This is a genomic window from Streptomyces diversicolor, from assembly GCF_057537855.1.
The window spans coordinates 71,845-92,514 of sequence record NZ_BAAJXA010000038.1; the positions used below are offsets into that span (position 1 = coordinate 71,845).

Annotated in this window: 24 protein-coding genes and 1 tRNA gene; 8 read left to right on the top strand and 17 right to left on the bottom strand. The window is 73.6% G+C overall.

From position 1 onward, the window contains the following. Positions 1–4: 4 nt before the first annotated feature. From AC27LF_RS34605 to AC27LF_RS34630, 6 genes are all read right to left on the bottom strand, one after another. Positions 5–1,027 (bottom strand): phosphotransferase family protein, encoded by a 1,023-nt coding sequence (locus tag AC27LF_RS34605; protein WP_479659427.1) that lies wholly within the window; start codon positions 1,025–1,027, stop codon positions 5–7. Between the two features lie 165 nt (positions 1,028–1,192). Next, a complete protein-coding gene (locus AC27LF_RS34610) occupies positions 1,193–1,492 on the bottom strand; it encodes a hypothetical protein (protein WP_479659428.1) in 300 nt (99 codons plus the stop codon). A 215-nt stretch (positions 1,493–1,707) separates the two neighbouring features. Further along, positions 1,708–2,028, bottom strand: a complete 321-nt coding sequence (locus AC27LF_RS34615; protein ID WP_404030437.1) for a DUF202 domain-containing protein — start codon at positions 2,026–2,028, stop codon at positions 1,708–1,710. Further along, positions 2,016–2,408, bottom strand: a complete 393-nt coding sequence (locus tag AC27LF_RS34620; protein WP_479659429.1) for a YidH family protein — start codon at positions 2,406–2,408, stop codon at positions 2,016–2,018. The genes AC27LF_RS34615 and AC27LF_RS34620 overlap by 13 nt, the downstream gene beginning before the upstream one ends. Positions 2,409–2,461: 53 nt before the next feature. After that, on the bottom strand, positions 2,462–2,983 hold the full coding sequence (locus AC27LF_RS34625; RefSeq protein WP_479659430.1) for an NUDIX hydrolase: 522 nt from the start codon (positions 2,981–2,983) through the stop codon (positions 2,462–2,464). A gap of 368 nt (positions 2,984–3,351) precedes the next feature. Continuing rightward, positions 3,352–4,245 carry a DMT family transporter gene (locus AC27LF_RS34630; RefSeq protein WP_479659431.1) on the bottom strand — a complete coding sequence of 298 codons (894 nt, stop codon included), beginning with the start codon at positions 4,243–4,245 and terminating at the stop codon, positions 3,352–3,354. A 382-nt stretch (positions 4,246–4,627) separates the two neighbouring features. Here AC27LF_RS34630 and AC27LF_RS34635 point away from each other — a divergent pair, with 382 nt between their 5' ends. The 3 genes from AC27LF_RS34635 to AC27LF_RS34645 all read left to right on the top strand — a co-directional run bounded on the left by AC27LF_RS34635 (position 4,628) and on the right by AC27LF_RS34645 (position 7,047). Continuing rightward, on the top strand, positions 4,628–5,623 hold the full coding sequence (locus tag AC27LF_RS34635; protein WP_479659432.1) for a hypothetical protein: 996 nt from the start codon (positions 4,628–4,630) through the stop codon (positions 5,621–5,623). A 79-nt stretch (positions 5,624–5,702) separates the two neighbouring features. After that, positions 5,703–6,440, top strand: coding sequence for a molybdopterin-dependent oxidoreductase (locus tag AC27LF_RS34640; RefSeq protein ID WP_479659433.1), 738 nt, complete (start codon positions 5,703–5,705; stop codon positions 6,438–6,440). Further along, complete coding sequence (locus AC27LF_RS34645) at positions 6,424–7,047, top strand: cytochrome b/b6 domain-containing protein (protein ID WP_479659434.1); 624 nt, start codon at positions 6,424–6,426, stop codon at positions 7,045–7,047. The genes AC27LF_RS34640 and AC27LF_RS34645 overlap by 17 nt, the downstream gene beginning before the upstream one ends. A 115-nt stretch (positions 7,048–7,162) precedes the next feature. On the opposite strand, the gene AC27LF_RS34650 is transcribed toward AC27LF_RS34645, so the two are convergent. The 6 genes from AC27LF_RS34650 to AC27LF_RS34675 form a co-directional block, all read right to left on the bottom strand. Further along, positions 7,163–7,327, bottom strand: coding sequence for a hypothetical protein (locus tag AC27LF_RS34650; protein WP_479659435.1), 165 nt, complete (start codon positions 7,325–7,327; stop codon positions 7,163–7,165). A 14-nt stretch (positions 7,328–7,341) separates the two neighbouring features. After that, on the bottom strand, positions 7,342–7,506 hold the full coding sequence (locus AC27LF_RS34655) for a hypothetical protein (protein ID WP_479659436.1): 165 nt from the start codon (positions 7,504–7,506) through the stop codon (positions 7,342–7,344). Positions 7,507–7,520: 14 nt separating this feature from the next. Further along, on the bottom strand, positions 7,521–8,546 hold the full coding sequence (locus tag AC27LF_RS34660; protein WP_479659454.1) for an L-idonate 5-dehydrogenase: 1,026 nt from the start codon (positions 8,544–8,546) through the stop codon (positions 7,521–7,523). 14 nt (positions 8,547–8,560) lie between these two features. Then, positions 8,561–9,325, bottom strand: coding sequence for an SDR family oxidoreductase (locus AC27LF_RS34665; protein ID WP_479659437.1), 765 nt, complete (start codon positions 9,323–9,325; stop codon positions 8,561–8,563). Between the two features lie 13 nt (positions 9,326–9,338). Then, a complete protein-coding gene (locus AC27LF_RS34670; RefSeq protein WP_479659438.1) occupies positions 9,339–10,736 on the bottom strand; it encodes a GntP family permease in 1,398 nt (465 codons plus the stop codon). A gap of 66 nt (positions 10,737–10,802) precedes the next feature. Next, on the bottom strand, positions 10,803–11,321 hold the full coding sequence (locus AC27LF_RS34675; RefSeq protein WP_404030454.1) for a gluconokinase: 519 nt from the start codon (positions 11,319–11,321) through the stop codon (positions 10,803–10,805). 143 nt (positions 11,322–11,464) lie between these two features. Between AC27LF_RS34675 and AC27LF_RS34680 the strand changes: the two genes are divergently transcribed. Next, the gene (locus tag AC27LF_RS34680) at positions 11,465–12,166 is read left to right on the top strand and encodes a FadR/GntR family transcriptional regulator (protein ID WP_479659439.1); all 702 of its coding nucleotides are present in this window, start codon (positions 11,465–11,467) and stop codon (positions 12,164–12,166) included. A 32-nt stretch (positions 12,167–12,198) separates the two neighbouring features. Here AC27LF_RS34680 and AC27LF_RS34685 read toward each other — a convergent pair whose 3' ends face one another. Both AC27LF_RS34685 and AC27LF_RS34690 read right to left on the bottom strand, forming a co-directional pair. After that, positions 12,199–12,576, bottom strand: coding sequence for a YchJ family protein (locus AC27LF_RS34685; protein ID WP_479659440.1), 378 nt, complete (start codon positions 12,574–12,576; stop codon positions 12,199–12,201). Positions 12,577–12,655: 79 nt separating this feature from the next. Then, positions 12,656–12,743 (bottom strand) — tRNA-Leu (locus AC27LF_RS34690). A 199-nt stretch (positions 12,744–12,942) separates the two neighbouring features. Between AC27LF_RS34690 and AC27LF_RS34695 the strand changes: the two genes are divergently transcribed. From AC27LF_RS34695 to AC27LF_RS34705, 3 genes are all read left to right on the top strand, one after another. Continuing rightward, positions 12,943–14,268 carry a M20/M25/M40 family metallo-hydrolase gene (locus tag AC27LF_RS34695; RefSeq protein WP_479659441.1) on the top strand — a complete coding sequence of 442 codons (1,326 nt, stop codon included), beginning with the start codon at positions 12,943–12,945 and terminating at the stop codon, positions 14,266–14,268. A gap of 129 nt (positions 14,269–14,397) precedes the next feature. Beyond that, complete coding sequence (gene chpH, locus AC27LF_RS34700) at positions 14,398–14,631, top strand: chaplin ChpH (RefSeq protein WP_351729927.1); 234 nt, start codon at positions 14,398–14,400, stop codon at positions 14,629–14,631. 192 nt (positions 14,632–14,823) lie between these two features. Beyond that, positions 14,824–15,615 carry a chaplin gene (locus AC27LF_RS34705; RefSeq protein WP_479659442.1) on the top strand — a complete coding sequence of 264 codons (792 nt, stop codon included), beginning with the start codon at positions 14,824–14,826 and terminating at the stop codon, positions 15,613–15,615. A 65-nt stretch (positions 15,616–15,680) separates the two neighbouring features. Here AC27LF_RS34705 and AC27LF_RS34710 read toward each other — a convergent pair whose 3' ends face one another. After that, positions 15,681–15,869: a DUF5703 family protein gene (locus AC27LF_RS34710; RefSeq protein ID WP_005485166.1), complete on the bottom strand. Its 189-nt coding sequence runs from the start codon at positions 15,867–15,869 to the stop codon at positions 15,681–15,683. Positions 15,870–15,916: 47 nt separating this feature from the next. On the opposite strand from AC27LF_RS34710, the gene AC27LF_RS34715 reads away from it, so the two are divergent. Then, on the top strand, positions 15,917–16,618 hold the full coding sequence (locus AC27LF_RS34715; protein ID WP_479659443.1) for a hypothetical protein: 702 nt from the start codon (positions 15,917–15,919) through the stop codon (positions 16,616–16,618). Positions 16,619–17,041: 423 nt separating this feature from the next. Here the strand turns inward: AC27LF_RS34715 and AC27LF_RS34720 are convergent, their stop codons facing one another. Both AC27LF_RS34720 and AC27LF_RS34725 read right to left on the bottom strand, forming a co-directional pair. After that, entirely contained in the window at positions 17,042–19,342 is a 2,301-nt protein-coding gene (locus AC27LF_RS34720) for a helix-hairpin-helix domain-containing protein (RefSeq protein WP_479659444.1), read from the bottom strand. Next, positions 19,339–20,322, bottom strand: coding sequence for an aldo/keto reductase (locus AC27LF_RS34725; protein ID WP_479659445.1), 984 nt, complete (start codon positions 20,320–20,322; stop codon positions 19,339–19,341). The genes AC27LF_RS34720 and AC27LF_RS34725 overlap by 4 nt, the downstream gene beginning before the upstream one ends. Between the last annotated feature and the right edge of the window lie 348 nt (positions 20,323–20,670).

Sequence of the window (20,670 nt, forward strand, 5' to 3'; positions counted from 1 at the left end):
GCCGTCAGCCTTCCCGGAGGGTGGTGAGTCCGTGTTCGATGAAGACGGGGACGAGGTCACCGATGCGGTCGAAGCCGGGTCCGACCGTCTGCCCCAGCGTGTACCGGTAGTGGATGCCCTCCAGGATCACGGCGAGCTTGAACCAGGCGAACGCCGTGTACCAGGAGACGGCCGACACGTCCCGGCCCGAGCGTGCCGCGTACCGCTCGATCAGCTCGGCCGGCGCGGGGTGCCCGGCGGCCTCGGCGGTGGTCGAGACGGGGGAGTGCGGCGCGCCGAGCGGCAGGCTGTACATCACCAGCAGACCCAGATCGGTGAGCGGGTCGCCGAGCGTCGACATCTCCCAGTCGAGGACCGCCGTGATCCGGTCGTCGGCGTCGATGAGGACGTTGTCGAGCCGGTAGTCGCCGTGCACGACGGTCGGCGCCGGGGACGTGGGCAGCGCGCGCCCGAGGGCCGCGTGCAGCTCGTCTATGCCGGCCAGCTCCCGGTCGCGGGAGGCGTCCAGCTGCTTGCCCCAGCGGCGCAGCTGCCGGTCGAGGAAACCCTCGGGACGGCCGAAGTCCGCGAGACCCACCTCGGCGGGGTCCACGGCGTGCAGGTCCACGAGGGTGTCGACGAGGGAGAGCACCGCGTTCCGGGTGCGTTGCGGGCCCAGCGGGGCCAGTTGTTCGGCGGTGCGGTACGGCGTGCCCTCGACGAACTCCATGACGTAGAACGGCGCGCCGAGCACATCGGGGTCCTCGCACAGCAGCACCGGGCGCGGCACCGGCACCCGCGTGGGGTGCAGCGCGCCGATCACGCGGTGCTCGCGCGCCATGTCGTGCGCGGTGGCCAGGACATGGCCGAGCGGCGGCCGGCGCACGACCCAGGTCGACCTGCCGTCCGTGACGGCGTAGCTGAGGTTCGACCGTCCGCCCTCGATCAGCCGTCCGGTCAGGGGGCCGTCGACCAGACCGGGCCGTTCACGGTCGAGCAGACCGCGCAAGCGGTCGGGATCGAGTCCGGGCGGGTGGTCGGGACCCATGCATCGCTCCTACGGACAGGGAAACAGGACGCGAACAATGATGCCGACCGGTCGGTATGCCGTCCAGTGCGAGGGCCGAACGTGATCGGAGCCACGATAGGCCGACGGCTCCCCGCGCGTCGCGCGAAGGAGCCGTCGGCCGGGTGCGGCGGGGTGCCGCCGGGGTCAGTGGTCGTCCCAGTGGCCGGCGTGCTCGGCGTGCCGGTGGCCGTCGTGCAGATAGTCGATGTGGTCGCCGTGCCGCACACCCGTGTGCCCGCAGCCCTCGCCGTGCTGGTGGTCGTGGCCCTCGTGGGTGGTGTGCCCGGTCGGCTCGCACTCGTCCCAGTGCCCGGCGTGCTCGCGGTGCAGATGCCCTTCGTGCGCGTAGTCCACGTGGTCGCCGTGCGGCACCTCGGTGTGCCCGCAGCCGGGGCCGTGGCGGTGCGAGTCGTGGGCGGCGTGTTCCTGATGAACTGCGGTCATGGTGCTCACCTTCAGGAGTGAGAGGTGCTGACGACGCACAGGCTGCCATGCATACGGGACATATCGGGGCATCCTGGCCGCGTGCGTCCGGGTACCCCGGAGAACGGCGGACCATGACCGCACCGGCCGCCGCCGGACCTCCGGGCCGGGTCCGAAGGGCGGCCCATTCCTGTCACCGGGCCGAAGTCCGCCTGTGGCGCCCGCTCGGGGCGCCCCTAGACGACTATCGCCGCAGCGCACACCGCCATCGCCACCGCGCACAGCGCCGCCGCGGCGGCGTGCCGTGGGGTGAGGGACGGGGGGCGCGCGGTCGTGGCGAGCACCCGCACCCGGTGGTGGGCGACCCACAGAAAGCCCAGCCAGAGCCCGCAGCACAGCGCGCACACCAGCAGACCGGCGGCGGACGCACCGCCGTGCAGGGCGGTGCGCACGGCGAGCACGGTGACCACGGCGGAGGACAGTGTCGTGCGCCGCCAGGCGAGCCGCGTCCGCTCCGGTTGCAGCCCCGGGTCCCGGCCGGCCGTCACCCCTCCCACCTGACGAGCACGACGAACACCATGGCGACCGCCACCACGGCGACGACGAGGCTCAGCAGCGCCGGGAACCGGGACGCGGGCAGGTCCTCGCCGCGCCGCATCGCCCGCTCGCAGCGCACCCAGTGGTTGATCGCGCGCAGCGAGCACAGCACGCCCGCGCCGAGCAGGGCGAGCGCCAGCCCCACCCGCCAGGCCCAGCGCAGCTCCGGCAGGAACTGGTCCACCGCGAAACCCCCGCCGATCAGCGCGAGCGCGGTGCGCAGCCAGGCCAGGAAGGTGCGCTCGTTCGCCAGCGAGAACCGGTAGTCGGGTGTGTCGCCCTCGTCCCGGACCCGGTCAGGCATGAACCAGAACCGGACGTTTCGCAGGAATTCGATCACATTGGGACCTTATCGGGCCCCTCGGCGGGGCCTGCCGGCCGGGTCTCCCGTGGTCATGCCTGGCCCCGGTGCGCGCGCAGCCGCCGGTACGCCGCAAGCCCGTCCGGCGTCCACTCCCACTCACCTTCCCCGAGCCGCCGCTCCAGCTCGTCCTCGCTCAGGAAGTCGTGCCAGGCCACCTCCTCGGCCTGGGGCCGCACCGGAAGCGTGCAGCGGACCTCGTAGACCGCCGACCACCAGCTGTGGCCCGCGCCGTCGTCGTACAGGAAGGTGAACAGGTGCGACGGGCGGGGCAGGCCCGTCACCCCCAGCTCCTCCTCGGCCTCGCGCAGGGCCGCGTCGTCGTAGGACTCGCCCGCGCCGACCACGCCGCCGACGAACATGTCGTACCGCGAGGGGTAGACCAGCTTGGTCGCCGTACGCCGGTGCACGAAGATCCGGCCGGCCGCGTCCCGGGCCAGCACGAACGCACAACGGTGCCGCAGCCCGCGCGCATACGCCTCCCCGCGGGACGACTGCCCGACGACCCGATCATGCTCATCAACAATGTCAAGAATCTCCTCAACACCACTCACCCCCCCATCCAACCAGCCCCCACCACCCCCAAGAACCCCGCAGGGGACGCGGCGAACCGCGCGCACAAACGAAGCACGACAGGCGCCCCGAAAGGGGCGCGGGGAACTGCGCGCAGACGAAGCACGACAGGTGCCCCGAAAGGGGCGCGGGGAACTGCGCGCTCAGCCACGACGCAGCCGCAGATGAAGCACGGCGGGTGTGCCCCGCAGGGGGGCGCGGGGAACTGCGCGCTCAGCCCCGACGGCGCTGCGGACGAGGCTCGGCAGGTGCCCCGCAGGGGGGCGCGCTCAGCCCCGACGGCGCCGCGGACGAGGCTCGGCAGGTGCCCCGCAGGGGGCCGCCGGCCACGGCTCAGGCCCGGCCAGGGCTAACGTGGCTGAAGGTCCCGTTTGGGCGCCGCCGCACCCGTACCCCGCGGCATAGCCGGATGCAATCCGAGCAGCACGATGCCCACGACCACGGCGGCCAGCCCCACCGCCTCCCAGGCCAGCGCCCCGGTGTCGGTACGCAGCCGGTCACCGAGGAAGCCCACCCCGCACAGAATCCCGGCCAGCGGCTGGGCGGCCGTCAACGCGGGCAGCGACATACGCAGCGGCGCCGTCTCGAACGCACTCTGCACCAGGATCAGCCCGGTGACACCGAGCACGAGCACGCCGTAGGGCTGCCAGCCGGAGAACAGCTCGGCGAGCCCGCCCGCGGAGAACCGCTGCCCGCTGATCCGGGTCAGCGCGTCCTGCACGCCGTACAGGAGACCGGCGGCGAGGGCCAGCAGCACCGGGGCCATGCTCAGCCGGGAGCGCTTGGCGAAGGTGGTGAGCAGCAGGGCAAGGCCCAGCATCACGCCGATGATCAGCCAGTGCCGGACGGGGTCGGTGACCGCGTGCCCGCCGTGCGGCCGGCCCGCCACGATGAACGCGGTGACGCCGCCGGCGAGCAGGGCGAGGCCCGCCCAGCCCTGGCGGCCCAGCGGCTGTCTGGTCTGGTGCCGGGAAAGGGCGAGGGCGAACAGCAGGTTCGTGGCGAGCAGCGGTTCCACCAGGGAGATCTCGCCCCGGCCCAGGGCGACGGCACCGAGGATCATCCCGGCCGCCATCAGGCCGATGCCGCCGAGCCACCGCGGCACCTTCATGAGGTCGAGCAGCAGCCGTGGCGAGAGGAAGTCGCTCAGGGGTGCCTTCTGGGCGGCGTTCTGCTGGAGCACGAATCCGAAGCCGAGGCAACAGGCCGCGCTCACGGCGAGAATCAGAACCAGAACCGACACGCTGCGTACCTCGATCATCCGGCCGGGCCACGGGTGCGTAGTGGCCGACTGTAGCCTCCCGAAGCTCTCCGTGCCCCGGGGAGTGCCCAGAACCGGTCAGGCGAATCGGCCGCGAAGCCCGGTCGGCCAGGGGAACGCGAGCCGACGGCCCCACCGTCATGGTCCGCCGCCCGGGTGGACGCCGCCGTGACGCATGCCACGGAGACCCCCTCGACGGGTCCGCTCCACGCCACCCACGCCGCTCCTGGGCCTGCCTCAACTCCCTTACCGCACACGGTAGTTGAATCCAACAACAGCTCCGGTGAACTTGACGTGAACCGTTGGCGGGGGATTTGCTGTGAGTGATCGGTCGATGGCAGTTCGACAACCAGGAAGTCCCGCGGTGCCCTCACCTCCGCCCCTGCTCCACCCGCGCCGCGCGCGCCCCTACGAGGTCGTCGACGACGCCTTCGACGACACCGAACTCATCGCCGCGCGCGCCGCCCTGGCCCAGGGCCGGCGCCAGGCCGTACGGGCCCTGCTCCAGCGCACGGCCGACGACTGGGACCGCCGCGGCCACCGGATCTGCGTCCTCGCCCGCCCGCCGTACACCGCCGCCTGGGCCCGCGACTGGCTGGCCGCGGAGCCCGGATCCGCCGACGCCGCCGCGCTGCTCGCCCTGACCCTGGCGCGGCGCGCCCTGCGCGGCAAGGAGGAGCCCGCCGCGGCCCGCGCCGCCTGCCGCGCCGCGGCCGAACTGGCGCCCGCCGACCCGACCCCGTGGCTCGGTCTGCTCCTGCTCGCCCGCGACCTCGGCACCGACGAGGAGACCGCGGACGCCTTCGCCGAGGTGTGCCGCCGTCACCCCGACCACCACCACGCCCACCATCTGATGACCGCGCGCCTGGCCGAGCGGGGCGCCGACCCGGGCCACGAGGCGTACGCGTTCGCCGACCGGACCGCGGCCCGCGCCCCCGCCGACTCCCCGCTCGCCGTGCTGCCGGTCGTCGCGCACGCCGAGCGCTTCCGGGCGCTGGCCGCCGCGGGCCTGCTGCCCGTCGACCCCGTCGCCTCCGGGCACTGGTCGGGACCCCGGGTCCGGCAGGTGGTGCAGGCCGCCTTCGACTGGTGGCTGGAGTGGGAGCACGACGAGCACCCGCGCCGCCACGTCGACCTCAACTTCCTCGCCCACGCCATGTCCTGCGCGGGCCGGACCGCCGAGGCCGCCGCCCTGTTCCAGCGGATCGGCCGGCACCTGACCCCACGGCCGTGGTCGTACCCGGGCCGCGAGCCCCGCGCCGCCTTCCGCGCCGCCCGCGACCGCGCGCTCGGCGCCGCCCCGGCGGCCTTCGACGGGGCGCTCCCGGACCCGTCGTACCCGCGCGGTCCCCTTCCCTGAACACAAGAAGACATTACGGAACGCTGACCCGTGGCCCGACCCCCTGGTCCCGCGGAGCCGACGGTGCTCGAATGACGGTGTGAACCCCCAACCACCCGAGGACGCACGGGCCGAGGAGGGCCGCCCGATCGGCCGCCGTGTGCTCCTCGGCACCCTCGCCCTCGGCGCCCTCGGCGTGGCCGCCGCGCCCGCGCTCCAGCGCGGCACCGAGGCGTTCCTCGGCGCCGCCTCCGGCAAGGACCCCACCGGACTGACGGGCCTGCTGCCGAACGGCGGCGGCTTCCGCTACTACTCGGTCGCCGCGTCCGTCCCGCACCGGGGCCCCGCGGACTACCGGCTCACGATCGGCGGACTCGTCGACCGCCCCCGCGCCTACACCCTCGCCGAGCTGCGTGCCCTGCCGCAGACCCGGCTGGTCAAGGACGTCCAGTGCGTCACCGGCTGGCGAGTCCCCGGCACCCCGTTCGAAGGGGTCAGGCTGTCCCGGCTGCTGGACGCGGCGGGCGTGCGCGGCACGGCCCGCGCGATCCGCTTCACCTGCTTCGACGGCACCTACACCGAAAGCCTCACGCTCGACCAGGCCCGCCGCCCCGACGTGCTGGTCGCGCTGCGGATGCAGGACGGGGACATCGGCCACGACCACGGCGGGCCCGTCCGGCTGTACGTGGCCCCCATGTACTTCTACAAGTCGGCGAAGTGGCTCTCCGGGATCACCGTCACCGACCGGGTCGAACCCGGGTACTGGGAGCGGCTGGGATACGACGTCGACGCCTGGGTCGGCCGCTCGAACGGACGGACCGATGAGCCTACGAACTGAGGCGCCCGCGAGCACGGACCGGCTGCCGCGCTTCTCCCGCGCCGAACGCTGGGTGCACCGTACGACGGCCGCGCTCACGGGCGTGTGCGTGCTGACCGCGGCCTGCCTCTACGTCCCCCAGCTCGCCGTCGCCGTCGGCCGCCGCGCCCTCGTCGTCCGCCTCCACGAGTGCGCGGGCCTCGCCCTGCCGGTGCCCGTCCTGCTGGGGCTCGCCTCCCGGGCGTTCCGCTCCGACCTGCGTTTCCTGAACCGCTTCGGCCCGCACGACCGGGTCTGGCTGGGCGCGGCCCTGCGCCGCGACAAGCGGCACTCCGCGCGCCCGGCGGGCAAGTTCAACGCCGGCCAGAAGGTGTACGCCGCCTGGATCGCCGGCGCCACGCTGGTGATGCTCGGCACGGGCCTGATGATGTGGTTCACGCATCTCACCCCGCTGATGTGGCGCACCTCGGCGACCTTCGTGCACGACTGGCTCGCCCTCACCATGGGTGTCGTACTGGCCGGCCACATCGGCATGGCCCTGGCCGACCCGGAAGCCCGCCGCGGCCTGCGCACCGGCACCGTGACCCGAGACTGGGCAACCCGAGAACACCCCCTATGGCGCCCCTGACCCACCCCGCAGGGGCGCAGGGAACCGCGCGACCAGCCACAACGCACCCGCACCCGGACCGGCACCGGCACCCGCAGCGGCACCGGCACCCGCACCCGCACCCGCACCCGAGGGTTCAGGTGGTGAAGTCCAGCAGGACCTTCTCGGTGTCGAACCGGAACGCCCAGCGCAGCCCGGGCGCGCCCCGCAGGGGCGCGGGGAACTGCGCGACCAGCCACAACGCACCCGCACCCAGCACCCGGACCCGCACCCGCACCCGCACCCGCAGCGGCACCGGCACTCGCACCCGAGGGTTCAGGTGGTGATGTCCAGCAGGGCCTTCTCGGTGTCGAACCGGAACGCCCAGCGCAGCTCGGGCGCGCCCCGCAGGGGCGCGGGGAACTGCGCGACCAGCCACAACGCACCCGCACCCAGCACCCGGACCGGCACCGGCACCCGCAGCGGCACCGGCACCGGCATCCGCACCCGAGGGTTCAGGTGGTGAAGTCCAGCAGGACCTTGCAGGCGCGGTTGCGGTCCGCCGCCAGGGCGAACGCGTGCTCCGCCTCGGCCACCGGGAGCACCGCGCTGATCAGCGCGTCGAACGCGGGCTCGGCCGCCAGCAGTTCCAGCGCCTCGTCGAACTCGGCGTCGAACCGGAACGCCCCGCGCAGCTCGATCTCCCGGCTCACCACCAGGTTCCCCGCGAACGGGCTCTGCCCCGGCGGCAGCATGCCCAGCTGCACCACGACCCCGCCGCGCCGCACCAGCCGCAGACAGGTGTCGAGCCCGGCGGCCACCCCCGATGCCTCGACGGCCGTGTCGACCTCGGCCGGCCAGCCGGCGTCGTCCGGATCGTCCGCCCTGACGACCGTGTCGGCGCCCGCCGCGGCGGCGTACCGCAGCGCCTCGGGCAGCAGGTCGGTCACGGTCACCCGGGCCGCGCCCGCCGCCCGCGCCGCGGCCACCACCAGACACCCGATCGGCCCGGCCCCGGTCACCAGCACATGCCGCCCGGCCACCGGCCCGGCCCGCCGCACCGCGTGCAGCGCGACCGACAGCGGCTCGGCGAGCGCGGCCCGGCGCGGCCCCAGTCCGGCGGGCAGGGCCCGCAGTTGCCGGTCGGGCACGGTCACCCGGGCCGCGAACCCGCCCTGGACATGCGGGAATCGGGCCGCGCTGCCGAGATAGTGGGTGTTCCGGCACACATGGCGCAGCCCGGCCGCGCACTCCGGGCACGCCCCGCAAGGGGTCGCGGGATGCACGGCGACGGCCGTACCGACGGCAGGGCCCGAGGCGTCGGCGCCGTAGCCGACCACCGTGCCCACCACCTCGTGGCCGAGCACCATCGGCTCCCGGAGCCGGAAGTCACCGACCCCGCCGTGCCGCCAGTAGTGCAGGTCGGAGCCGCACACCCCGCCGTAGCGGACCGCGACGAGCGCCTGCCCGCGGCCGGGCTGCGGCACGGGAAGCTCCTCGACGCGCAGATCGCCGCGCCCATGGATCACACAGCCCAGCATCCCGCCGGCCTCCCTCACAGCACGCTCGTCATGCCGCCGTCGACGTACAGCACCTGCCCGCTGACGAAGTCCGCGGCCGGCGAGGCGAGGAACAGCACCCCGCCCACCAGGTCCTCGGTGCGGCCCCAGCGTCCGGCCGGGGTGCGGCGGCGCACCCAGGCGGTGAAATCCTCGTCCGCGACGAGCGGCCGGGTCAGCTCGGTCTCGATGTAGCCGGGTCCGAGCCCGTTCACCTGGACGCCGTACGGCCCCCACTCCGCGCACATGCCCTTGGTGAGCATCTTCAGCGCGCCCTTGGTCGCCGCGTACGGCGCGATGCCGGGGCGCACCACCTCGCTCTGCAGCGAACAGATGTTGACGATCTTGCCGTGGCCGCGTTCCGTCATCCGCCGGGCCGCCTCACGGCCGACCAGGAACGCGCTGGTCAGATTGGTGTCCAGGATCCGGTGCCAGTCGGCGTCGGTGAACTTGAGGAGCGGCGCGCGCAGTTGCATGCCCGCGTTGTTGACCAGGATGTCGAGCGGGCCCACCCGCTCCTCGACGTCCGCGACGCCCGCGGCCACGGACGGTCCGTCGGTCACGTCGAACACCGCCGTGTGCACCCGGCCGGCGGGCAGGGCGGCTGCGGCCTCGGCGAGCCGGCCGCCGTCGCGTCCGTTGAGTACGACCGTGCAGCCGGCCTCGGCCAGACCGCGGGCCAGCGCGAGCCCGATGCCCCGGCTTGAGCCGGTGACCAGGGCGGTGCGCCCGCCGATGTCGAAGAGGGGGTGAGCCGTCATCGCCGTACCCTTCCTAGATCACGAGGGACAGCAGGAGGACCAGGGCGCCGGCGACCACGGAGATGATGCACTCCATCACCGACCAGGTCTTCAGGTTCTGACCGACGCTCAGCCCGAAGTACTCCTTCACCAGCCAGAACCCGGCGTCGTTGACATGGCTCAGGAACAGCGAGCCGGCGCCGATGGCGAGGACCAGCAGGGCCGCGTGGGTGGTCGACATGTCGGCGGCCAGCGGCGCGACCAGACCGGCCGCGGAGACGGTCGCCACGGTCGCCGAACCGGTCGCCAGCCGGATCGCCACCGCGATCAGCCAGGCGAGCAGCAGCGCCGGTATGGACCAGTCCTTGGATATGTCCAGGACCATCTGGCCGACGCCGGAGTCGATCAGCGTCTGCTTGAAGCCGCCGCCCGCCCCGACGATCAGCAGGATGCCGGCGATCGGCATCAGGCCCTTCTCGACGGTCTGTGAGATCCGGTCCTTGGAGAACCCGGCCGGACGGCCCAGCGTGAAGATGCCGACGATCACCGCGGCGAGCAGGGCGATCAGCGGCGAGCCGATGACGTCGAAGACGCGCTGCACCAGGTGCGTCGGGTCGTCGACCACGATGTCCACCAGCGCCTTGGCCAGCATCAGCACGACCGGCAGCAGGATCGTGGCGAGCGTGGCGCCGAAGCCGGGGCGCCTGTCCAGTTCCTCGGAGGGACGCTGCGGGATCATCCGCTCGGGCGCCGGCACGTCCACCCAGCGGGCGGCGACCTTCGAGAACAGCGGGCCCGCGATGACGACGGTGGGGACGGCGACGAGCACACCGAGCGCCAGGGTGACGCCCAGATTGGCGCCGACCGCGTCGATCGCGACCAGCGGGCCGGGGTGCGGCGGCACCAGGCCGTGCATCACGGACAGGCCCGCGAGCGCCGGGATGCCGATGCGCATCAGGGAGTAGTTGCCGCGCTTGGCGACCATCAGCACCACCGGGATCAGCAGCACGATGCCGACCTCGAAGAACAGCGGCAGGCCGATCACGGAGGCGATCAGCACCATCGCCCACGGCATGGTCCGGCCGCCGGCCTTGGCGAGGATGGTGTCGACGATCTGGTCGGCGCCGCCGGAGTCGGCGAGCAGCTTGCCGAGGATCGCGCCCAGCGCGATCAGCACGCCGACGCCGGCGACCGTGCTGCCGAGCCCGGTGGTGAAGCTGGTGATCGCCTTGTCGAGCGGCGCCCCGGCGAACGCGCCCAGCGCGAGCGAGCCGATGGTCAGCGCCAGGAAGGCGTGCAGCTTGAACTTGGTGATGAGCAGGACGATCACGGCGATGCCCGCCAGCACGGCTATGCCGAGCTGGGCGTGCCCTGCCGAGGTGATGGGCTGGACTGTGTCCGCTGCCAGCATCTCGGCGCTGAGTCTGGTCACGGGGATTCCCTTGCAGATGGACGGGGACGGGGGAGGAGGCGTTGCTGAGGGGGTGCTACGGCGGTGTCACCGGGCGGGGTCGGGGAGCGCGGCCAGCGCCTCGGCGGCCCGCGCGGTGATCTCGTCCGGGCTGCCGGAGACGTCGACGGCGACCCCCGGCTCGTCCGGCTCCAGCGGCTGGAGCGTGGCGAACTGGGAGTCCAGCAGCGCGGTCGGCATGAAGTGGCCCTGCCGGTGGGACATGCGGTCCTCGATGAGCGCGCGGTCACCCGTCAGGTGCACGAACACGATCCCGGGGGCCGCCGCCCTGAGCCGGTCGCGGTACGACCGCTTCAGCGCCGAACTGCTCACCACCCCGCCGAGGCCCGCCCGCCCGTGCGCCCAGCCGCCGATGGCATCGAGCCACGGCCACCGGTCCGCGTCGTCCAGCGGGATCCCGGCCGACATCTTGGCGATGTTGGCCGGCGGGTGGAAGTCGTCGCCCTCGGCATAGGGAACGCCGAGCCGGGCCGCGAGCAGGGGACCGATCGTGGTCTTGCCCGTGCCGGCGACGCCCATCACCACGACGACGTGGGGGGTACGCATCACTGCCTCGCTGTCTTCCTCGACATGCGACGTCGACATCTGACGTCGGCCACACTGAAACCCATTAGGTACGACGAATTCAAGAGTCTGTGACAAATAAGTCTGACTTTTTGGGAGCGTGAACCACTCTGTACGCTGAGTGCATGAGCACACCGGGCCGGGGGCTGCACGGCCGCGTACTGGACACCCTCGGGCCCGCGATCACCGCCGGGGAGTACCCCACGGGCAGCGTGCTGCGCACGGACGAACTGGCCCAGCGCTTCGAGGTGTCGCGGTCGGTGATGCGCGAGGCCGTGCGCGTCCTTGAGTCCATGCACCTGGTCGAGTCCCGGCGCCGGGTGGGCGTGACCGTACTGCCGAAGACCGAGTGGAACGTCTACGATCCGCAGGTCATCCGCTGGCGTCTGGCGGGCGCCGACCGACCGGGCCAACTGCGCTCGCTGACCGTGCTGCGCTCGGCGATCGAACCGGTCGCGGCCGGGCTCGCCGCGCAGCACGCCACGGCCGAGCAGTGCGCCGAACTCACCGAGTGCGCGCTCGGCATGGTGGCCAACTCACGCGGCCACCGACTGGAGGCGTACCTCGTCCACGACGTCGCCTTCCACCGGGTGATCCTCACCGCGTCCGGCAACGAGATGTTCGCCCGGCTCGGCGATGTCGTCGCGGAAGTCCTCGCCGGCCGCACGCATCACGAGGTCATGTTCGAGGACCCCGACCCGGCCGCCGTCACCCTGCACGTCCAGGTCGCCGAGGCGGTACGCGGCGGCGACGCGGACCGCGCCGAGCGGCTGACCCGTGAGATCACCGTGGGCGCGCTCCAGGAACTGGACATCCTCGCACCCTGAGCAGCCCCCCGCCGCGGGCGGGCACCCGGGCGTCAGCCGAGAACATCCCCGTCGACGTACGCCCACGCCCCGTCGACCCGCTCGAACCGGCTGCGCTCGTGCAGCGAGCCGCCCCGGTAGGAGGCCCGGAAGGTCACGGTCCCGGTGGTGTGGAAGGCCGAGCCGTCCGTCGTGCCCAGCACCTCAAGGCCGGTCCACCGCAGCCCCGGATCGAGGTCCAGTCGCACGGGCCGGGTCCGCGGATGCCAGGTGCGCAGCAGATACCCCGCGTCCCCCCGCACGAAGGCCGCGTACCGCGACCGCATCAGCGCCTCCGCGGTCGGCGCCGCACCCGCCCCCCGGTGATACCGCCCGCAGCACCCCTCGTACTCCCCGCCCAGCCCACACGGACACCAAGAACGCCTCGTCATGCCCCCATTGTGCGCGACCATGGCACGGCGCCGGACCACGACCAAACAGAAAGACCCCAGGTGAACTGGGGTCTTTGGCTGGTGTCCGAGGGGGGACTTGAACCCCCACGCCCGATAAAGGGCACTAGCACCTCAAGCTAGCGCGTCTGCCATTCCGCCACCCGGACAAGGTGTCCGTCGCGCGGGCTTCCCCCGCGGCGACGAAGGAAACATTACCAGGCTTTCGAGGATGGCCGATCACGCCCCGTCCCCGCGCCCGGTCCCGCGTGAACGCCTTGTGACGGGCCGGGACCGGGCTTGGGACCGGGGCGGCGGCGAGGGAGGATGAGGGGGACCACCAGCAGCGACAGCGCGGGAGGAAGCAGCGTGAGCGAGACGGACACGGCCAGGGGCGTCACCGGCGAGGACGAGGTCGTGGACCTCTGCCGCGAGCTGATCCAGATCGACACCAGCAACTACGGCGACCACTCGGGCCCGGGTGAGCGCAAGGCCGCCGAGTACGTCGCCGAAAAACTCGCCGAGGTGGGCCTCGAACCGAGCGTCTTCGAGTCGCATCCGGGGCGCGCCTCGACCGTGGCCCGCATCGAGGGCGAGGACCCGTCCAGGCCCGCACTGCTCATCCACGGCCACCTCGACGTCGTACCGGCGAACGCGGACGACTGGACCCACCACCCGTTCTCCGGCGAGGTCACGGACGGGTGCGTCTGGGGGCGCGGCGCCGTGGACATGAAGGACATGGACGCCATGACGCTGGCCGTCGTGCGCGACCGGCTGCGCAGCGGCCGGCGCCCCCCGCGGGACATCGTGCTCGCCTTCCTCGCCGACGAGGAGGCCGGAGGCACCTACGGCGCCCGGTGGCTTGTCGACAACCACCCCGGGCTGTTCGAGGGCGTCACCGAGGCGATCAGCGAGGTCGGCGGCTTCTCGTTCACGGTGAACGAGCAGCGCCGCCTGTATCTGATCCAGACGGCCGAGAAGGGCATGCACTGGATGAAGCTGACCGTGGCCGGAACCGCCGGACACGGTTCGATGATCCACCGGGACAACGCGATCACCGAGCTGTCCGAGGCGGTCGCCCGGGTGGGCCGGCACCGGTTCCCGGTGCGGGTCACCAAGACCACCCGGGCCTTCCTCGACGAGCTGGGCGACGCGCTCGGCAACGAACTGGACCCGGAGAACATGGAGGCGACGCTCGCCAGGCTCGGCGGCATCGCCAAGCTCATCGGCGCGACCCTGAGCAACACGGCCAACCCCACGCAGCTGAACGCCGGCTACAAGGTCAACGTCATCCCGGGCGAGGCCACCGCGCACGTCGACGGGCGGTTCCTGCCCGGGTACGAGGACGAATTCCTCGCCGACCTCGACCGGATCCTCGGGCCGAAGGTGCGGCGGGAGGACGTGCACTCCGACAAGGCCGTCGAGACCGGCTTCGACGGCGCGCTGGTGGAGGCGATGCAGTCCGCGCTGGTCGCCGAGGACCCGGCCGCCAAGGCGATCCCGTACATGCTCTCCGGCGGCACGGACGCCAAGTCCTTCGACGACCTGGGCATCCGCGGCTTCGGCTTCGCGCCCCTGAAGCTGCCCCCGGAGCTGGACTTCGCGGGCATGTTCCACGGAGTCGACGAACGCGTACCGGTGGACGGGCTGAAGTTCGGTGTGCGGGTGCTCGACCGGTTCATCGACGCGTCCTGAAATCGGCCACACGTGCGGAGCCCACTGAGACGGGTGAATGCGACCATACGCTCGTAGCCCCATTACTCCCTCCTCGTTACACGTGATGCGGTCCGCAGCTGGGGCCGCTCTTGCCAACAAGGAGGAAGAATGATCAAGAAGGTCGTCGCTGCTGCGGCTGCCACTGGTGGTCTGGTTCTCGCGGGCGCGGGCCTCGCCGTCGCGGACTCCGGCGCCCAGGGCGCCGCCGTGCAGTCCCCGGGCGTCGTCTCCGGCAATGTCATCCAGGTCCCGGTGCACGTCCCGGTGAACGTCTGCGGCAACACGATCTCGGTGATCGGGCTGCTGAACCCCGCCTTCGGCAACACCTGCGTCAACAAGTGACGTCGACTCCCTGAGGGCGTCCTCTCGCCGGCCCCGGAGCGCGCGCCATGCGCTCCGGGGCCGACCGGCTTCCCCGGCGGAACCCAGCCGCACCGCGGCACGGCAGCCGGGGAACCCAGCGCAGAACACAGCAGAACGCAGCAGAACACAGCAGAACAGAACAACCTCATCGAAGGCAGGGGGGACTCACCTATGCGACAGGGCACCCGCAAGGGCCTGATCACCGTGCTGGCGGCCACCGGCGCACTCGCCGCCACCAGCGGATACGCCCACGCCGACTCGGGAGCGGACGGCACCGCCACGCACTCGCCCGGCGTGCTGTCCGGCAACACCGTCCAGGTGCCCGTGCACGTGCCGGTGAACGTCTGCGGCAACACCGTGAACATCGTCGGGCTCCTCAACCCGGCGGTGGGCAACGCCTGCACCCAACGCGCGGGCGCCACCGAGGGCGGTCACGGCGACTCCGGCGGTGCGCACACCGGCGGACGCACCGACGGCTCGCCCGGCGTGGGCTCCGGCAACACGGTGCAGGTACCGATCGACGTGCCGGTGAACGTGTGCGGCAACAGCATCGACGTCATCGGGATCGGCAACGCGGCGACCGGGAACGACTGCGCCAACGGCACGGGCGGCGGCCACGAAACCCCTCCCGGCGGCGGGCATGAGACCCCTCCCGGCGGGGGCCATGAGACGCCTCCCGGCGGCGGGCAGGAAACCCCTCCCGGCGGCGGTCACACGACCCCGCCCGGAAACCCGGACCACCCGGACACGCCGAGCACCCCGCCCACCAAGGGCGGCGAGACACCGCCCGCCCACACCTCGCACATCCGCCCGCAGGGCGACGCCTCCGTCACGCGGCCCGGCGGAGCCGCACAGCTCGCCCACACCGGGAGCGGCCTGCCGATCGGCGCCGCCATCCCGCTGAGCGCGGGCGCGCTGCTGGCCGGCGCGGTGCTCTACCGCAAGGCCCGGGCCGCGGCGTGACGCGCGGACAGCGGTGAGACGGAGCGGCCCCGGCGTACGGGGCCGCTCCGGTCAGGTGTCCTGTCTCACCACGTGGCCCGCACCTGGCGGATGATCCGCCGGCGCAACCGCACCCTGCGGCTGCCGTCGCGCAGCAGGCTCAGTCGGTCCAACTCCCAGTGTCCGTACTCGGCATGGTCCGTCAGCAGACGTGTCGCGTCCTTACGGGACACCCCCCGCGGGACGTACACGTCGACAAATTCGTATTCCGGCATCGCATCTATTGTGCGGGCTGGGGCCGGGTACGGATAGCGTCTGCACTATGTCTGATGCTGCGCAGCCCACCGCTGCCGAGGTACGCGCCGCCGCCGAGGCGGTCAAGACCGCGCTCGACCGCCACCTGGCCGCGGTCGAACGCAGGTCGGGTGAGGACGACCCGGCCGTCTACGAGGCGTTCAACCAGCTCGCGGCGGCCGCCGAGACCTACGACGAGCTGCTCTACGACCGCTACGACGAGGTCACGCCCTTCGAGATCCCCGGCACGGATGAGTCGCTGCCGCCGTACGCGGGTCCGGAGGAACCGAACGCCCTGAGCGTGCTGATCCGCCGCGACTACGCCGTGGTGGAACCGCAGCGGCTGCTGGCCCAGGCCGGGCGGGTCGAGGCGGCGGAGTACGAGGACGGCGCGGGCGTGGATGCCTCCGGCACGGTGCACGGGGCGCTGGGGATCCTGTTCGGCGAGTTCGAACCGGATGAGATCGCCTCCCGGCACAAGGAGTTCGGCCTGGAGGAGGGCGACTCCACGCTGTGGGTGACCGCGGCGGACGAGCCCGCGGAACCCGGTGAGTGGCTGGAGGCGCCGTTCGAGCAGATCGATCCGCAGCGGGTGGTCTGCCGCTTCGACGTCAGCGCCGTCTTCGACGATGAGGACACCGCGGACGACGTCGAGGACGATCTTGAGGACGAGTTGGACCTGGACGGCGACGAGGACGAGGACCTGGAGCCCCTGGACGCGGATCGCTGAACCGACCGACACCGGTGCCGCACGGGCACGAGCCCCACGCGGCACCGCCGCGTGCGGCCTGCGGCCGTCCTCGGGCCTGCGGCCGTCCTCGGGCCTGCGGCCGTCCTTTGCCCGTGGCTGTGTTTGGTCCGCCGCTGTGCCTCACCAGCCGCTGTGTTCGGCGCGCGGCTGTGTTCGGTCCGTGGCTGTGTTCGGCTCGCGGCCGTGCTTGGCCGGCCGCTGTGTCCGGCGCACCGCCGTGCCTCGTCCGCCGGTGTGTTGCGTGCGGCGCAGCGGTTGGCCCGCGGCCGTGTTTCGCCGCTGTGGGTCACCCGACGACGGCACGGGACGACGGAACGGGCACCACGGCGGCACCTGCACGAAGGCGGCCCGCGGTGTCCGCCGGTCGTGGCCGCCGTCGAGCCGCCCCGCGGGCCGGGTGGGTCAGCCGGCCGGCGGGAGCTGGGCACGCAGCAGGGCCGGCAGCCGGGTGCTCCGGGGCTTGGCGGGAATCTCGGCGACCGCTCTGGGCAGCGCCTGCTCCACGCCGTGCACCACGGACAGATGGCGGTCGGCACGGCCGAACGCCGTGTACACCCACGGCCTGCTGAGCGCCTGCGCGGCATCGCCGGGCAGCACCACGACCACCGCGGGCCACCGGGCGCCCACCGCCTGGTGCGCGGTCAGCGCCCACCCGTGCCGCACGGACCGCTCCACCTGCTCCCGCGCCACCACGACCGGCCCGTCCGCACAGGACAGACGCAGTCCGTCGGCGTCGGCCTGCACGACCCGGCCGGGGAGCGTACGGCCGGGAGCGGGGGAGTAGGCGATCCGGTCGCCGGGGTCGAAGCCGCCGAAGCGGCCGGGCCCGGGGTTGAGCCGTTCCTTGAGCGCCGCGTTGAGGGCGCGGGTGCCGGCCGCCCCGCCGTGCCCCGGCGTGATCACCACCGTCTGCTCGGCCGGGACGCCGATGGCCCGCGGCACCGAGTCCGCGACCAGCTGCACGGTGCGGTGCACGGCCTCGCCCGCGTCCCGCACGGGCACGATCACGACCTCCTTGCCGGGCGCCTCGACCTGGTTCAGTTCGCCGACGCCGATACCGGAGACGAGTTCGCCGAGCGGCCCCGGGTCGGGCACCCGCGAGGCGATCCGCGGGCACGCCCGGGTCAGGAGCAGATCGGCGAAGACCCGCCCGGGCCCGGCCGACCACAGGACCGCTGGGTCACCGGACAGCACCAGCCGCGCCCCGTCCGGCAGCGACTCCACGAGCAGGGCGGCGGTCTCCACATCGAGCTGGGGCGCGTCGAGCACGATCAGCAGGTCGAGGTCCAGGGCGCCGTCCGGGTCCCGCCCCGGCCCCTCGGTGCCCGCCAGCAGCCCCGCCACGGTCGCGGTGCCGCGGCCGGCCCGGTCCGCCGGTGCGTCCGTGCCGTCGAGGCCGGCGAGCAGCGCCGCGCACTCGTCCCGGCCGCCGGCCGTATGCGCGGCGGCCCAGGCCCGCAGGCCCAGCACCGGCGCCTCGTGCAGCAGGCGCGCCGGGTCGACGAGCGAGGCGTGGCCGCCCGTGTGCAGCACCAGCCCGTGCCCCGCGACCGCCGCGATCAGCTCGCCCGCCGAGCCCCCCGCGGTCGTGGCCGCGCGCTGCCAGGCATCGGCCGGGCCGTCCTGCTTCGGCACCGAGTTGACCAGGCGGGCCAGGCCGTCGGCAAGGCTCTCCTCGGCGAGCGCGTACCGCTCAAGACCGACGAGGACCCGCACGGGCCGCTCCGCCTCGCCTCCCCCGTCGGCCGCGGCGTCCTCACCGTCCCTGTCGGCCGCGGCGTCCCCGGCGTCCTCCGCCGGGCGCGGCCCGGCCGGGGCGCCCGGCTCCTCCAAGGCGTCCTGGAAGACCAGGGCCTCGCCCTCCGCGAGCGTGTCCTGCACGGCCGCGTCCGGATCGGGCACGCCCCGCTGGGCCAGCGCGGCGAGCAGCGCGGGCATCTCCAGGGCGGTGTGCCCGGCCAGCGCCGCCTGCTCCAGCAGCCAGCCGGTCACCGCCCGGCCGCGCCGTACGTCGTCCGGGCCGCACTCGGCGCCGAGCAGCGCACGCGCGAAGCCGTCGGCCTGCTCCGGCCGTACGCCGCCGACCCGCAGCAACAGCCACGGATCGGACCGCAGCCGGGCGTCCGCGCCCTCGCCGAGCGCCGCGGCCACCTGGGGGGCGAGGCTTTCGGGGGCGCCGCCGTCGCTCAGTACCGCGCGCACCGCGTCGACCGCCGCCGGTGCCGGTGCGGCGGGTTCGGCGACGGGGGCGGGCTGCGGCCGACGCGCGGGCTCCGCAGCGGCGGCCGGCCTGCGCGGGGCGGGCGCCGCGCCGAAGACCTCGGTGGCCGGCCGCTCGCCGCTCTCCACGGCGCGTACGGCCGCGAGCAGGTCGGCCGCCGTGCCGCTGAGCTTGGTGCCGCTCTCGATCGGCCCCTTCTTGTCGGCTTTGCGCCGCTCGATCCGCTCCCGCTCGACGCGCTGGGCGGCGAGCTCAGCCTCCGCCTCGGACCGCTGGGCGGCGGTTTCGGTGCCGCCCTCGCTCGCCGGGGCGCCGGACGGCTCGGTGCCGCCCTCACCCGCCGGGGCGCCGGACGGCTCGGCTCCGTTCTCACCCGCGTTCCTCCCCGCGTCCGCGGGCTCCGTGGCTTCCACGGCTTCCGGGTCCGTGGCCTCCGGGGTCCCCGGCCGGGCTTCCTCCGTGGTCTCCGGGTCCGTGCTCACAGCGTGCTCCAGTCGTGATCGGGATAGCGGTGCAGGGGCGCCGACACGTCGTCCAGCGCTCGGCAGATCTCGTCAGGAAGACTAAGCGCCTCCACTGACAACGCCGCCGTGAGCTGCTGCGCGTTGCGCGGGCCGATGATCGGGGCGGCCACGCCGGGCCGGTCCCGCACCCAGGCGAGCGCGACCTGGAGCGGGGTCACCGCGAGCCCGTCCGCCGCCGTCGCCACGGCGTCCACGATCCGGCTCGCGGTGTCGTCCAGGTACGGCGCGACGAACGGCGCCAGGTGCTCGGAGGCGCCGCGCGAGTCCGACGGGGTCGCGTTGCGGTACTTGCCGGTCAGGACGCCGCGGCCGAGCGGCGACGAGGGCAGCAGGCCGACGCCCAGGTCGAGGGCGGCGGGCAGTACTTCGCGCTCCACGCCGCGCTGGAGCAGCGAGTACTCCATCTGCGTGCTCGCCAGCCGGGTGCGGGTGCCCGGCTGGGACAGCTGCCAGGTGGCGGCCTTGGCGAGCTGCCAGCCGCAGAAGTTGGAGACCCCCGCGTAGCGCGTCCGACCGCTGCTGACGGCCAGGTCGAGGGCGTGAAGGGTCTCCTCCAGCGGGGTGTACGGGTCGAAGGCGTGGATGTGCCAGATGTCGACGTACTCCGTGCCGAGGCGGGCGAGGGAGGCGTCGAGCGCGGCCAGCAGATGGCCGCGCGAGCCGTCGAAGCGGCGGTCCGGGTCCGGTACGCTCCCCGCCTTCGTCGAGATGACCAGGTCCCGGCGCGGCACGAGCCCTTCTATCAGCTGTCCGAGCAGATACTCCGCCTCACCCGCGCCGTACACGTCCGCGGTGTCGACGAGGGTCCCGCCCGCCTCCCAGAACGCCTTCAGCATGTCCGCGGCGTCGTGCTCGTCGGTGTCCCGGCCCCAGGTGAGGGTGCCGAGCCCGATCCGGGACACGCGCAGGCCGGTACGGCCGAGATGCCTCTGCTCCATGTCCGTCGACCCTACTGGCCGGAACTGCCCCCGTGGGCACCTGTGGACAACCGATTCCCCCACCACCCGCCCCCCGCCACCGCGCGCCGCGCCGGTGCCGCGGGCGGTCCGTACGGGTGGCCCCGAAGCGGGGCCACGGACAGCCACCCGCACCGGATCCACGCACATGATCCCCCGCCCCGGCCCAGGCAACACGTTCCGTCGGCCCCGTCCGGCCCCGCGCCTCGTCCGCCCCGGCCCAGGCGCCGCGATCTGCCGGCCCCGTCAGGCTCTCCGACCCCCGCGTGGCCGCCGGTCGCTGCCGTGCGACGTGCTCTCCGACCCTTGTGTGGGTGCCGGTCGCTGCCG

Coding starts and splice junctions, on each gene's coding strand:
- AC27LF_RS34605 (WP_479659427.1), bottom strand. CDS start 1,027: ATGGGTCCCGACCACCCGCCCGGACTCGATCCCGACCGCTTGCGCGGT.
- AC27LF_RS34610 (WP_479659428.1), bottom strand. CDS start 1,492: ATGACCGCAGTTCATCAGGAACACGCCGCCCACGACTCGCACCGCCAC.
- AC27LF_RS34645 (WP_479659434.1), top strand. CDS start 6,424: ATGAGCCTACGAACTGAGGCGCCCGCGAGCACGGACCGGCTGCCGCGC.
- AC27LF_RS34655 (WP_479659436.1), bottom strand. CDS start 7,506: ATGCCGGTGCCGGTGCCGCTGCGGGTGCCGGTGCCGGTCCGGGTGCTG.
- AC27LF_RS34660 (WP_479659454.1), bottom strand. CDS start 8,546: ATGCTGGGCTGTGTGATCCATGGGCGCGGCGATCTGCGCGTCGAGGAG.
- AC27LF_RS34665 (WP_479659437.1), bottom strand. CDS start 9,325: ATGACGGCTCACCCCCTCTTCGACATCGGCGGGCGCACCGCCCTGGTC.
- AC27LF_RS34675 (WP_404030454.1), bottom strand. CDS start 11,321: ATGCGTACCCCCCACGTCGTCGTGGTGATGGGCGTCGCCGGCACGGGC.
- AC27LF_RS34680 (WP_479659439.1), top strand. CDS start 11,465: ATGAGCACACCGGGCCGGGGGCTGCACGGCCGCGTACTGGACACCCTC.
- AC27LF_RS34685 (WP_479659440.1), bottom strand. CDS start 12,576: ATGACGAGGCGTTCTTGGTGTCCGTGTGGGCTGGGCGGGGAGTACGAG.
- chpH (WP_351729927.1), top strand. CDS start 14,398: ATGATCAAGAAGGTCGTCGCTGCTGCGGCTGCCACTGGTGGTCTGGTT.
- AC27LF_RS34705 (WP_479659442.1), top strand. CDS start 14,824: ATGCGACAGGGCACCCGCAAGGGCCTGATCACCGTGCTGGCGGCCACC.
- AC27LF_RS34710 (WP_005485166.1), bottom strand. CDS start 15,869: ATGCCGGAATACGAATTTGTCGACGTGTACGTCCCGCGGGGGGTGTCC.
- AC27LF_RS34715 (WP_479659443.1), top strand. CDS start 15,917: ATGTCTGATGCTGCGCAGCCCACCGCTGCCGAGGTACGCGCCGCCGCC.
- AC27LF_RS34725 (WP_479659445.1), bottom strand. CDS start 20,322: ATGGAGCAGAGGCATCTCGGCCGTACCGGCCTGCGCGTGTCCCGGATC.